Origin of the sequence: Arsenicicoccus sp. UBA7492 (assembly GCF_002479615.1) — a bacterium.
Lineage (GTDB): Bacteria > Actinomycetota > Actinomycetes > Actinomycetales > Dermatophilaceae > Arsenicicoccus > Arsenicicoccus bolidensis.
Genome location: NZ_DLOE01000057.1, coordinates 129,483 through 142,468, shown reverse-complemented (window position 1 = coordinate 142,468; position 12,986 = coordinate 129,483). Strand labels below are relative to the sequence as shown.

Below are 12,986 nucleotides of genomic sequence, written 5' to 3'. Positions count from 1 at the left end.
AAGACAAGGAGGACCCATGGAGGGTCCAGACATCACGTTCACCGAGGCCACGATCGACAACGGTCGGTTCGGTACCCGCACGATCCGGTTCGAGACCGGCCGCCTCGCCAAGCAGGCCGGCGGCTCCGTGACCGCCTACCTCGACGACGAGACCACCCTGCTGTCGACCACGGTCGCCGGCAAGTCCCCCAAGGACCAGTTCGACTTCTTCCCCCTCACGGTCGACGTCGAGGAGCGCATGTATGCCGCGGGCCGCATCCCCGGCTCGTTCTTCCGTCGCGAGGGCCGCCCCGGCACCGACGCGATCCTCACCTGCCGCCTGATCGACCGCCCCCTGCGCCCGACCTTCAAGAAGGGTCTGCGCAACGAGGTCCAGGTCGTCATCACGGTCCTGTCGATGCACCCCGACCACCAGTACGACGTGCTCGCCATCAACGCGGCGTCCGCGTCCACGCAGATCTCCGGCCTGCCCTTCTCCGGCCCGATCGGTGGCGTCCGCGTCTCGCTGATCGACGGCCAGTGGGTCGCGTTCCCCAACTTCTCCGACATCGAGCGCTCGGTGTTCGACATGGTCGTGGCCGGTCGCAAGGTCACCACCAAGGACGGCCAGGACGACGTCGCCATCATGATGGTCGAGGCCGAGTCCACCGACAACACCTGGGACCTCGTCAAGACCGAGGGCAAGCAGGCGCCGACCGAGGAGGTCGTCGCCGAGGGCCTCGAGGCCGCCAAGAAGTTCATCGACGTGCTGTGCACCGCGCAGGCCGAGCTGGCCGCGCAGGCCGCCAAGCCGGTCCAGGACTTCCCGATCTTCCTCGACTACGAGGACGACGCCTACTCGGCCGTCGCCGAGGCCGCCGAGGCCGAGCTCAAGGACCTGCTGGCCATCGCCGGCAAGCAGGAGCGCGAGGACAAGCTCGACGCGCTCAAGGACCGCCTCAAGGGCGAGCTGGGTGCCGAGCACCAGCCGCTGCACGGGCGTGAGAAGGAGATCTCCGCGGCCTACCGCGCCGTGCAGAAGAAGCTCGTCCGCGAGCGCATCCTGCGCGACAAGGTCCGCATCGACGGCCGTGGGCTCGCGGACATCCGCGCCCTGTCCGCCGAGGTCGAGGTCCTGCCCCGCGTGCACGGCTCCGCGATCTTCGAGCGCGGCGAGACCCAGATCATGGGCGTGACCACGCTCAACATGCTCCGCATGGAGCAGCAGATCGACTCGCTGTCGCCCGTCTCGCGCAAGCGCTACATGCACAACTACAACTTCCCGCCGTTCTCCACCGGCGAGACCGGCCGCGTGGGCTCGCCCAAGCGTCGCGAGATCGGCCACGGCGCCCTCGCCGAGCGCGCGCTCATGCCGGTGCTGCCGACCCGCGAGGAGTTCCCCTACGCGATCCGTCAGGTGTCCGAGGCCCTCGGCTCCAACGGCTCGACCTCGATGGGCTCGGTCTGCGCGTCCACCCTGTCGCTGCTCAACGCCGGTGTGCCGTTGCGCGCCGCCGTCGCGGGCATCGCGATGGGCCTGGTCTCCGCCGAGATCGACGGCGAGACGCAGTACGCCGCGCTCACCGACATCCTCGGTGCCGAGGACGCCTTCGGCGACATGGACTTCAAGGTCGCCGGCACCAAGGAGTTCGTCACGGCCATCCAGCTCGACACCAAGCTCGACGGCATCCCCGCCTCGGTGCTCGGTGGCGCGCTCACCCAGGCCCGCGACGCTCGCCTGCACATCCTGGACGTCATGGCCGAGGCCATCGACGTGCCGGACGAGATGAGCCCCTACGCCCCGCGCGTCATCGCCGTGCAGGTCCCCGTCGACAAGATCGGCGAGGTCATCGGGCCCAAGGGCAAGATGATCAACCAGATCCAGGAGGAGACCGGCGCCGACATCTCCATCGAGGACGACGGCACGGTCTACATCGGCGCGACCGACGGTCCGTCGGCCGAGGCGGCCCGCGCGGCCGTCAACGCCATCGCCAACCCGCAGATGCCCGAGGTGGGCGAGCGCTTCCTGGGGACGGTCGTCAAGACCACGACCTTCGGCGCGTTCGTGTCGCTGCTGCCGGGCAAGGACGGCCTGCTGCACATCTCCGAGGTGCGCAAGCTCGTCGGCGGCAAGCGCATCGACGCGGTCGAGGACGTCCTCGCCGTGGGCCAGAAGGTCCAGGTCGAGCTCAAGGAGGTCGACCCGCGCGGCAAGCTCTCGCTGGGTGCCGTCCTCACCGAGGAGCAGGAGGCCGCCAACGCCGCCGCTGCCGAGGAGTCCAAGTCGTCCCGCCCGGAGCGGAGCGACCGTGGTGGCGAGCGTAGCGACCGCGGTGGAGACCGTGGTGACCGCAACGGCGACCGTGGTGGCGAGCGCAACGGTGACCGCGGTCCCCGTCGCGAGCGGTCCGACGAGCGTGGCGAGGGCGACGGCGACCGCCGCCCCCGCTCGCGCACCCGTCGCCGCCGCAGCGACGTCGAGGAGGGCCAGGGCACGCCCGAGTCCGACCAGCTCGCCGCGGCCAGCGAGTCTCACGGCGAGGCCCCGGCCTCGTCCGAGGACGCCTGAGCCACGGCCTGAGCGCCTCTGCTGTGCACCGGAGGGCCGGTCACCCCGCACGGGGTGACCGGCCCTCCGGCATACCTGCCCACCAGGTGAGCAGACGGTTTGGTGAGGCGACCTCGGTGGGTATGCCGCCCGCCATGAGCGCACAGGACCCCACCAACCAGATCCCGCCCCTGCAGGAGCCGCCGCTGGACGAGGCCCCTCCCGCCGCCGAGGAGGTGCCCACGGACGCCGAGCGCGGCCAGCGCGGCCCGGCCTCGGACCAGACCGGGGCCGAGCAGACCGGCGTCGACGGCGGCGAGATGCTCGGAGCCGGGACCGGACCCACGGACGGCCCGGTCAAGGACCCCGACGACTGGGTGACCGGCGACCAGCCGGCGACCGACGCCCAGAAGTCCTACCTCGACTCGCTGGCGCGGCAGGCGGGGGAGCAGATCCCCGCCGACCTCACCAAGGCCGAGGCGTCCGAGCACATCGACCGCCTCCAGGCCGCCACCGGACGCGACCAGCAGGGCCGTCAGCAGCCCTGACCGGCACCACGGGTCGAGACAGGGGGCCCTCGGCAGGAGGACCAGCGCGTTCCGGGGCAGAATGTCCTCCGACGGAGGGAGCGCGGATGTCGTTCGTGGACAGGGTCGATCGGTTCCAGCGGCGGCATCGCGGCATCGGTTTCCCGCTGGCGGTGATCTACAAGTTCTTCGACGACCAGGGCCCCTACCTCGGGGCGCTGATCACCTACTACGGCTTCCTATCGTTCTTCCCGCTCCTGCTGCTGCTGTCCTCGGTCCTCGGCTTCGTCCTGCAGGACCGGCCCGAGCTCGAGCAGCGGCTGCTCGAGTCGGCGCTGAGCCAGTTCCCGGTCATCGGCACCCAGCTGAGCACCCAAGGGCTGCAAGGGGACTGGAAGGCCATCGCCATCGGTCTGCTGGTCGCGCTGTATGGCGCCCTCGGGGTCGGCCAGGCGCTGCAGAACGCCCTCAACGTGTGCTGGGCGGTGCCCCGTAACCAGCGGCCCAACCCCTTCGTGTCGCGGGGGCGGTCGGTCCTGCTGATCGTCACCGCGGGACTGTTCCTCCTCGTCACGACCGTCATCTCGGGCATCGGCAGCTCGGCGTCGGCCTACGGCCTCGACCTGGGGTCGGCCGGGGCCTACCTGCTGACCGGGCTCGCCGTGGCGCTCAACGGCGGGATCTTCCTGCTGATCTTTCGCATCGCCACGGCCCACCCGATGCGGTGGCGCCGCTCCATCCCCGGGGCGCTGGCCGCGGCCGCGTGGTGGCAGACGCTGCAGACCGTCGGTACGGCCTACGTGTCCTTCGTGGTCAAGGGGTCCAGCGACGCCTATGGCGTGTTCGCGCTGGTCCTCGGCCTGATGGGCTGGGGCTTCCTGGCGGCGTGCGGCGTCGTCATGGCGATCGAGCTCAACGTGGTCCTGGCCAAGCGGCTGTGGCCCCGGGCGCTGCTCACGGTCTTCACCGACGACGTGGACCTGACCGAGGCCGACAAGAAGTACTACGAGGGCCTGGTCAACGCCAACCGGCTCAAGGGGTTCCAGCAGGTCGACGTGTCCTTCGAGAGGTCGCTCAAGGACATGGAGGACGAGTACTACGGCTCCGAGTAGCCGAGCCTGGGTAGCCGACCGGTCCAGAGCTGGGATCGGGGCTACTTCTGGTGGCCCTGACCACCAGGAGTAGCCCCGATGTCTCGACGCGGTCGCAGGCTCGGCGCCGCCGGAGACTCAGACGTCAGCGGCAGCCCGGGACGTGCTCGGCCAGCACCTCCAGGACGTGGCGGTAGGTGTGCCCGGTGGCGCGGGACATCCCGAGCTCGCAGGCGCGGTTGGCCGAGACGTAGGCGTCGAAGGACCGCCCCTCCAGCTCGTGCGCCTCGACGCGGGTGGCCGATGCCGTGAGCTCGGGGTGCAGCATCCCGCGGTCACCGGCGAAGCCGCAGCACCCCCAGTCGACGGGGACCACGACCTCCCGCGCGGCGGCCTGGGCGCACGTGACCAGGTCGTCGACCACGCCGAGGTGCACGGTCGAGCAGGTCGGGTGGACGGCGACGGTGCCCAGCGGGTCCGCGACCTCCACGCGAGGCAGGACCTCTTGGGCGACATACGACACGGCGTCGATCACCCGCACCCGACCCCACCGCTCGGCGTCCTCGGCCGGGAGGTGGTGGGCGAGGTCCACGAGGCCGTGGGTGCACGACGCGGCGTCGCAGACGACGGGCAGGCGGCCCTCGTCCGTGGCGCGCCACAGAGCGCGAAAGACCTTGCGGGACATGGCGTCCGCTCCCTCGGTGAGGCCCTTGGAGACCCACGGCGTGCCGCAGCACAGGCCCTGCAGCTCGTCGGGCACGACGGCGTCCAGCCCGGCCCGGCGGGTCAGGGCGAAGAACGCGTCGACGACCCCCGCGTCGGTCGACTCGTCCGAGGGCGCGAACAGCGAGCCGAGGCACGAGGAGAAGTAGACGAACGCCGCGCCCGTCGGGTGCTGGGGAGCGGGCCGGCGTGGCCCGCGGCCGGGCAGGTCGCTGCCGACCAGCGGCACGAGGTCCGGGTCGAGGACACGTCGCGCGGCGCCCGACAGGGCGGCCTTGACCGGTCCGGGCACCGTGTCGGCCACGGCGAGGGCGGCCCGCAGGGTCGTCATCGTGGTGCCCCAGCCCTCGGCCAGCCGGATGCCGCCCCGCTGGGTCCTCGGCGCGTGACGCTCGGCGCGGAAGGACTTCATGAACAGGCCGGTGTCGATGCCGACCGGGCAGGCCTTGACGCACAGCGAGTCGACGGCGCACGTGTCGACCGCCTCGTAGTCGTAGGCCTCACGGAGCTCGGCCGCCTGGTCGGCCGGCAGCCGCCCGAGGTCGCGCAGCAGCGTGATGCGCCGACGCGGCGTGGTGGTGAGATCCCGTGAGGGGCAGACCGGCTCGCAGTAGCCGCACTCCACGCAGCGGTCGACGGCCGGGTCGACCGCGGGCATGGTCTTGAGGTGGCGCAGGTGGGCGCCAGGGTCGTCGTCGAGCAGCGTGCCGGGGTTGAGCAGGCCCGTCGGGTCGGCGAGACGCTTGACCTCCTGCATGACGGCATAGAGCTCGTCGCCGAACTGCCGACGGACGTAGGGCGCCATGATCCGTCCGGTGCCGTGCTCGGCCTTGAGCGTGCCCTCGTGCCCGAGGACCAGGGACACCATCTCCTCCGTGAACGCCTCGTAGGTCTCGAGCGCGGCCGGGTCGTCCAGGCGTGGGTTGATCATGAAGTGCAGGTTGCCGTCCTTGGCGTGCCCGAAGGTGACGGCGTCGCCGTAGCCGTGGCGGCGGAAGGACTCGGTCAGGTCCGCGACCGTGGCGCTCAGCGACGCCAGCGGGACCGCGATGTCCTCCAGCAGGTTGGTCGTGCCCTGCGGGCGGGCGCCCGCGACCGAGGTGTAGAGCCCCTTGCGCAGGTGCCACAGGGCGGCGCGCTCGCGGGCGTCGCGGGTGAAGCTGGCCCGGTGGGGGAGCCCCAGGTCGGCCACCACCGCGTCGAGGTCGGTGATGCGACGGTCGAGCTCGGCGCTGTCGTCGGTCGTGGCCTCGACCAGCAGGGCGGCGTGCCGGTCCACGTCCAGACCCGAGAGCTCCGGACCTGCCTCGGGGTACTGCTGGACCACCCGCAGCGAAGCGGCGTCCAGCAGCTCCAGGGCCTTGGCGCCGGCCCCGACGAGGTCGCCGAGCGCGTCGGTGGCCTGGCCGATCTCGTCGACCACGAGCAGGGCGGTGGCGGCATACGGGCTGATGGGCACGGTCCGGAAGGTCGCCTCCGCCACCCAGCCGAGGGTGCCCTCGGACCCGACGACGAGGTGCTCGAGGATCCGCACCGGCTCGTCGTGGTCGACGAAGGAGTTGAGGCCGTAGCCCATGGTGTTCTTCATGGAGTACTGGTGGGCGATGCGGGCGAGCGACTCGGGGTTGCCGCGGACCCGGTCGCGCAGGGCGAGCAGGCCCTCCCACAGCGCCGGCTCGTCGCGGCGCAGCCGGTCGTCCGCGCCAGGCGCGCTCGTGTCGACGATCGTGCCGCTGGGCAGGACGAGGACCAGCGAGTCGAGGGTGCGGTAGGTGTTGAGCTCGGTGCCGCACTGCATGCCCGAGGAGTTGTTGGCGACGACCCCGCCCACGGTGCAGGCGATCTCGCTGGCCGGGTCCGGACCCAGGCGGCGTCGGTGCCGCGCCAGGTGACCGTTGACGGAGCGCAGGGTCGCGCCTGGCTGGCAGCGGACGCGCTCGCCGCCGTCGAGCACCTCGACGCCGCGGAAGTGGGTGCGGGTGTCGAGCAGGATGCCGTCCGAGAGGGCCTGCCCGGACAGGCTCGTCCCGCCGGAGCGGAAGGTCACGGGCACGCCGTCGGCGCGGGCGGCCGCGAGGGTGCGGGCGACGTCGTCGACGCTGCGGGCGGTCACCACGGCCTGCGGCGTCAGCAGGTAGTGCGACGCGTCGTGCGCCTTGGACACCCGGTCGACGAGGCGTCGCGAGGTGATCGGGCCGAGGGTGCTGTCCAGGGTGCTGGTCGTGACGGTCATCGGGGCCGACCTCCTCGTCGTTGTGGTCCTACTACTCTAGGCCGCGTATGACGTCCGCCCCGGCCCGAGGCGTCGGTTCGGCGCGCGGGCGGGCGTGGGCGCACCCGGCGCGCCACGCCACCGGCGCCTAGGGTGGACGCCGTGAGCGACAACATCCTGGTCTCTGTCATCGGCGCCTCCGGGCGCATGGGTTCCACCGTCTGCGACGCGGTCGAGGCCGCCGAGGGGCTCGAGCTGGTCGGCCGCTTCGACGTGGGGGACGACCTGGGAGATCTCGCCGGCGCGGACGTGGTCGTGGAGTTCTCGCTGCCGGACGCCTCGCCCGCCAACGTCGCGCACTGCGTCGCGCAGGGGGTCCACGTCGTCGTGGGCACGACGGGCTGGAGCGAGTCCCGCCTGGAGGCGCTGCGCGGCCAGGTGGCCGCGGCCCCGGACGGGACCGGCGTGCTCATCGCCCCCAACTTCGCCATCGGCGCCATCCTCATGATGGCCTTCGTCGAGCGGGCGGCCCGCTTCTACGAGTCCGTCGAGGTGATCGAGCTGCACCACCCACGCAAGGTCGACGCCCCGTCGGGCACGGCCGCGCGGACGGCCGACCTGATCGGCGCCGCGCGCTCCGAGGCGGGGCTCGGAGAGGTGCCCGACGCGACGGAGCAGGACCCCGACGGCGCTCGCGGGGCGCGCGTGCACGGCGTGCCGGTCCACTCCGTGCGGCTGCGCGGCCTGGTCGCGCACCAGGAGGTGCTCTTCGGCGCCGAGGGGGAGCAGCTGACGATCCGCCACGACTCGTTCGACCGCGTGTCGTTCATGCCGGGCGTGGTCGAGGGCGTGCGCCAGGTCGGTTCCCACCCGGGCGTGACGGTCGGGCTCGAGCACTACCTCGGTCTCTGACAGCGGGTCCGCCGCCGCGGCGCCGAGTCCTGCGGCGGGCGGGGCGGCATACGGCACAGGACCCGCACCCCCGATCACCGGAGGCGCGGGCAATGCTGGCTCGGATCCCTGCTGGCTCTGATCCCTGCTGGCTCTGATCCCTGCTGGCTCGGATCCCTGCCGGCTCGGATCAGCGACGCGCGACCGTGGTGGTCGGGGTCGCCGAGGTGCGGAGGTGCTTCTTGCCGTTCTTGCCCTTCTTGGCGGAGCCGGGCTCGCCCAGCGCCAGCGTGCCCACGGCGTGCGCCACGGCCTTGACGTTGATCGCGAGGGCCGCCTTGTTGGCGTTGCGCAGGGTGTCCTGCGCGGTGTGGTAGCCGGGGTCGTAGGCGACGCCGGCGGTCCCGCCGAAGAGCGTGGCCTCCTGCGCAGTCTTGAGACCGCCCGCACCGGTGAAGAGGCCGCCGACGGGCACTCCCGCCTCGAGGAACGGCAGCTGGTCGGAGCCGCCCTGCATCGGCGCCGCGACGTAGGGCTGGCCGCGGTCGTCGAAGTAGCCGGTGAACGCCCGCTGCAGACGGGCGGACCCCTGCGGCATCCACGCCTGCGTCGAGTCGTAGACGCCGATGATGTAGTTGGGCGACGCCAGCATGTCGAAGTTGAGGTAGCCGTTGATCTTGACCAGGGAGTCCACGTCGTTGTCCTGCAGGTCCTTGACGTAGTGCTCGGACCCGAGCAGCCCGAGCTCCTCGGCGCCCCACCAGGCGAAGCGGATCTTGTGCGCGGGCTTCTTGAGCTGGTTGGCCTGCTTGGCCACCTCGAGGACCGTGGCCGAGCCGCTGGCGTTGTCGTTGATGCCGGGCCCCTGCTGGACGCCGTCGAGGTGGGCCCCGACCATCAGCACGTCGTCGGCCGATCCGCCCTTGGTCTCGGCGAGGACGTTGAAGGTCCGGCGCTTCTCGATGATCTTGTCCAGGACGAAGCTCATCTGGACCGGCCCCTTGACCATGTCGGCCAGCAGCGCGTCGCCGTCCGCCTTGGTGATGCCGGTGGCCGGGGCGTAGTCGTCGGACGGCCCGCCGAGGGTGCCGTTGAGCGGACCGGGGGCGTTGTTGTAGATGAGGATGGCGGCGGCGCCCGCGGCCTTGGCGGCCTTGGCCTTCTCGCCGAAGGTGCACGTGCCCCGGGAGACGAGCGCGATCTTGGCGGTTGCGACGACCCCGTCCCACTCGGCGGCGGAGCAGCCGGTGGCGGTGCTGGGCGTCACGAGCTGGGCCTGCACCCCGGCCTTGGGGGTGCTCGGGCTGTAGGAGAAGGGGGTGTGGGTGACCGCCCGAGCGGTCGGTGAGAGCTCGTTGAGCGAGGTGGAGACGACCGAGTCGTAGGTGAACTCGAAGTACTGGCGGCGAGGCGTGAAGCCCGCGCCGCGCAGCTGCTTCTCGACATACTGCGCGGACAGCTCGTAGCCGCGCTCGCCGGCGGCGCGACGGCCCTGCGAGGCCATGGCGATGCGCTCGAAGGCGCTGAGGTGGGAGACCACGGCGCCGGGGTCGACCCGCGCGGCGAGGTCCGAGGGGGTGCGGGGCTTGGGGTCGGCGTGGGCCGCGGGTGCTGCGACGGTGGCGACAGCGGTGGCTGTCGCCAGGCTCAGGGTGAGGGCTCGGCGGGTGTGCATAGGTCCTCCAGAGGCGGGGAGCCACGCCGTCGTGGCCCCGGTCCGCCCGACCCTAGGGGGCTACTCGTGAGTCGGGGAGGCCTCCTGCACCTGGGATTCCCCTGGGAACACGCGCTGCTCGCGTCGCGGCGCCGTGCCAACCCGGGCGGATGTTCCTACCTCAGGCGGGCACATCGACCTGGCGTGCGAAGCCGGGCGGATGTGCCTACCTGAGGTAGGTCAGGAGGTGAGGAGGACGTGCAGGGTCCGCGGGCCGTGGACGCCCTCGACGCGGGACAGCTCGATGTCGCTGGTGGCGCTCGGCCCGCTGATCCAGGTGAGCGGGCGACCGGCGTGGGCCGCCTCGGTGAGCCGGGCCACCGCCTCGGGCACGTCCGACACGACCTGGTCCGCTCGCACGACGCAGACGTGCACGTCCGGCACAAGCGACAGGGCTCGGCGACCCTGGTCGGGACCGTGGTCAAGCATGATCGTGCCCGTCTCGGCCACACCCACGGACGCACCCGTCACCACCGCGTCGACGGCGTTGAGCTGGGCAGCCGTCAGGTCGGCGTCCTCGAGCAGCGACAGACCGGCGGACGCGATCGCGGCCCGCCACCCCTCGTCGAGCCCGTCGGGGAGCACGACCGTGTCGACGCCGTGGCGCTGCAGGGCTGCGGTCACGCGGGCCCCGACCTCGTCCGCGGCGCACCGCTCCACGACGGCCTTGTAGTCCTCGACCCGCTCCACGAACCGGCCGAGCAGGTCGTCCACCGGCGTCGGACGGGCGTACTCCCACGCCACCGGGACGTCGGCCTCGGGCGTCGAGCGCGGCACGTCCGCCAGCGCCGCCCGCACCCGCTCCAGGATCTGCTCCCTGCTCATCGCTGCTCTCCCTCGGGCTGCTCGGTGCTGCCGTGGGCACGCTGGTCGGACGCCCGGTGGGCATCGGTGGACGGGTCGCGCCCACGGTCGGCGGGGTCCCCGGCCGGCTGGTCGCCGTCACCGCGCTCGCGGGCCCACCAGTCGCGGAAGGACTCCGTCGGCAGCATCTGCACGTCCCGCGCGTTGGTCCACTTCGACGCCGGCCACGGCAGCGTCCCGAAGTGGTCGAACCGCGACCCCAGCACGCGCCCCGCCAGGCCGGAGCCCTTCATGGCGGCGCCCCAGCGGCGGTGGTCGGCCATCATCCACGACGCCGTCCGCATCACGCCGGCCTCGGAGTGCGGCATCCGGTCGGCCTTCTTGGCCTCGACGACCTTGCCGCGCATGTGGACCAGCATCTTCGGTATGTCGATGCGCACCGGGCACACGTCGAAACAGGCGCCGCACAGCGAGGAGGCGTACGGCAGCGACCGGTCGACGGCGGAGGCCGTGCCGCGGAGCTGCGGCGTCAGCACGGCGCCGATCGGCCCGGGATAGACCGAGCCGTAGGCGTGGCCGCCGACCTTCTCGTAGACGGGGCACACGTTGAGGCAGGCCGAGCAGCGGATGCAGCGCAGCGCGGTGCGCCCGAAGTCGTCGGCCAGCACCGTGGTGCGCCCATTGTCGAGCAGGACGACGTGCATCTGCTGCGGTCCGTCGCCGGGCGTCGGCCCCGTCCACAGCGAGGTGTAGGGGTTCATCCGCTCGGCCGTCGAGGACCGGGGGAGCAGCTGCAGGAAGACCTCGAGGTCGGCGAAGGTCGGCACGACCTTCTCGATCCCGACGACCGAGATCAGCGTCTCGGGGAGGGTGAGGCACATGCGGCCGTTGCCCTCGGACTCGACCACGCACAGCGTGCCCGTCTCGGCCACGGCGAAGTTCGCGCCGGAGATCGCGACCTTGGCCCGCAGGAACTTCTCCCGCAGGTGCAGGCGGGCGGCACCCGCGAGGTGGGCTGGCTCGGTGTCCAGGTCGTCCGGAGCCGGTCGCCCGTAGTCCGCCATCTCGTCGAGGAAGATCTCGCGGACCTCGGCGCGGTTGCGGTGGATGGCGGGGACGAGGAAGTGCGAGGGGCGGTCGTGCCCCAGCTGCACGATGAGCTCGGCCAGGTCGGTCTCCCAGGCGGCGATGCCCGCGGCCTCGAGGGCCTCGTTCATCTCGATCTCCTGGGTGGCCATGGACTTGACCTTGACCACCTCCGGGGGGACCTGACGCCCCTCGGGGTCCACCTGGGGCGGCTCGTCGCGCAGGGCGTCGCGCACCAGGCCGACGATGATCCGGTTGGCCTCCTCGGCGTCGCTCGCCCAGTGGACGGTCGTGCCGGCGCGGGTGAGGGACTCCTCGAGCTGCAGCAGGTAGTGGTCGAGGTGCCGCAGGGTGCGGTCCTTGATCTCCTCGCCGGCCACCCGCATCTGCTCCCAGTCGGGGCGCTCGGCGACGACGCGGGCGCGCTTGTCGCGGATGGTGGTCATCGCGTGGTGGAGGTTCTTGCGCTGCACGGGGTTCGCGAGCTCTCGGCGCGCCGCGGCCGGGAAGGGCGGTGAGTCGACGAGCTCGCCCGTGGGCGGCGCGGGGGTGAGGCGGTGGGCGGGCTTCGTCATACGAGCTCCTCCATGGACTCCTCGGTGCTGGCGAGCACCTCGGCCAGATGGATGGTGCGGATGCCGGTGCGCTGGCGGGCGAGCACGCCGCCGATGCTCATGAGGCAGCTGTTGTCGCCGGCGATGACGTACTCGGCGTCGGTGTCGGCGATGTGGCGGGCCTTGTCGGCGGTCATCGCGACCGAGACGTCGGAGTTCTTGAGCGCGAAGGTGCCGCCGAAGCCGCAGCAGCGGTCGGCGTCCGGCAGCTCGACCAGGTCGATGCCCCGGACCGCGCGCAGCAGCTGGTAGGGGCGGTCCCCGACCTTGGTGATGCGCAGGGAGTGGCAGGTCGGGTGGTAGGTGACCCGGTGCGGGAAGTAGGCGCCCACGTCGGTGACCCCGAGGACGTCGACGAGCAGCTCGGGCAGGTCGTAGGTCTTGGCCACGACGTCGGCCACGCGGCGCTGCAGCTCGGTGCTGCCCTCCCGCTCCGCCAGCATCGGGTGCTGCTCGCGGACGGACCCGATGCACGAGCCCGACGGGCCCACGACGTAGTCGTAGCGCTCGAACGCCGCGAGGAAGGTGTGGACCGTCGGCAGCGCCTCGTCGAGGTAGCCGGTGTTGGTGAACATCTGCCCGCAGCAGGTCTGCTCGCGCGGGAAGACGACCTCGCACCCCAGCCGCTCCAGCAGCCGGACCACGGCCTTGGGCGTGCTGGGATACATGGTGTCGTTGACGCAGGTGGCGAACAGCGCGACGGTCTTGCCCTCGCCCGGTCTGGTGGTCATCGTGCCTCCCTCGGTGGGTTCTTCGACGGTATGACGGACCCCGCCCGCCCGCTCGCCGGGGGACGT

The 12,986-nt window shown here is 72.0% G+C and carries 9 protein-coding genes; 4 read left to right on the top strand and 5 right to left on the bottom strand.

Annotated features, from left to right (window positions below):
- Positions 1-16 precede the first annotated feature (16 nt).
- The 3 genes from B4E97_RS17220 (at position 17) to B4E97_RS17210 (ending at position 4,166) form a co-directional block, all read left to right on the top strand.
- Positions 17-2,548, top strand: a complete 2,532-nt coding sequence (locus tag B4E97_RS17220; RefSeq protein ID WP_286960943.1) for a polyribonucleotide nucleotidyltransferase — start codon at positions 17-19, stop codon at positions 2,546-2,548.
- A 134-nt stretch (positions 2,549-2,682) separates the two neighbouring features.
- The gene (locus B4E97_RS19210) at positions 2,683-3,075 is read left to right on the top strand and encodes a DUF3072 domain-containing protein (RefSeq protein WP_084412607.1); all 393 of its coding nucleotides are present in this window, start codon (positions 2,683-2,685) and stop codon (positions 3,073-3,075) included.
- Positions 3,076-3,161: 86 nt separating this feature from the next.
- Entirely contained in the window at positions 3,162-4,166 is a 1,005-nt protein-coding gene (locus B4E97_RS17210) for a YihY/virulence factor BrkB family protein (RefSeq protein WP_286955855.1), read from the top strand.
- A 124-nt stretch (positions 4,167-4,290) separates the two neighbouring features.
- Here the strand turns inward: B4E97_RS17210 and B4E97_RS17205 are convergent, their stop codons facing one another.
- The gene (locus B4E97_RS17205; protein WP_029211194.1) at positions 4,291-7,101 is read right to left on the bottom strand and encodes an FAD-binding and (Fe-S)-binding domain-containing protein; all 2,811 of its coding nucleotides are present in this window, start codon (positions 7,099-7,101) and stop codon (positions 4,291-4,293) included.
- A 141-nt stretch (positions 7,102-7,242) separates the two neighbouring features.
- Here B4E97_RS17205 and dapB point away from each other — a divergent pair, with 141 nt between their 5' ends.
- Entirely contained in the window at positions 7,243-7,992 is a 750-nt protein-coding gene (gene dapB / locus B4E97_RS17200; protein WP_029211195.1) for a 4-hydroxy-tetrahydrodipicolinate reductase, read from the top strand.
- A gap of 169 nt (positions 7,993-8,161) precedes the next feature.
- On the opposite strand, the gene B4E97_RS17195 is transcribed toward dapB, so the two are convergent.
- The 4 genes from B4E97_RS17195 to B4E97_RS17180 form a co-directional block, all read right to left on the bottom strand.
- On the bottom strand, positions 8,162-9,646 hold the full coding sequence (locus B4E97_RS17195) for a M20/M25/M40 family metallo-hydrolase (RefSeq protein WP_286955857.1): 1,485 nt from the start codon (positions 9,644-9,646) through the stop codon (positions 8,162-8,164).
- A 219-nt stretch (positions 9,647-9,865) separates the two neighbouring features.
- Positions 9,866-10,510, bottom strand: coding sequence for a LutC/YkgG family protein (locus B4E97_RS17190; protein ID WP_029211197.1), 645 nt, complete (start codon positions 10,508-10,510; stop codon positions 9,866-9,868).
- A complete protein-coding gene (locus tag B4E97_RS17185) occupies positions 10,507-12,150 on the bottom strand; it encodes a lactate utilization protein B (protein WP_029211198.1) in 1,644 nt (547 codons plus the stop codon). Before B4E97_RS17185 ends, B4E97_RS17190 begins: the two co-directional genes overlap by 4 nt.
- Entirely contained in the window at positions 12,147-12,920 is a 774-nt protein-coding gene (locus B4E97_RS17180) for a (Fe-S)-binding protein (protein ID WP_239261743.1), read from the bottom strand. Before B4E97_RS17180 ends, B4E97_RS17185 begins: the two co-directional genes overlap by 4 nt.
- Between the last annotated feature and the right edge of the window lie 66 nt (positions 12,921-12,986).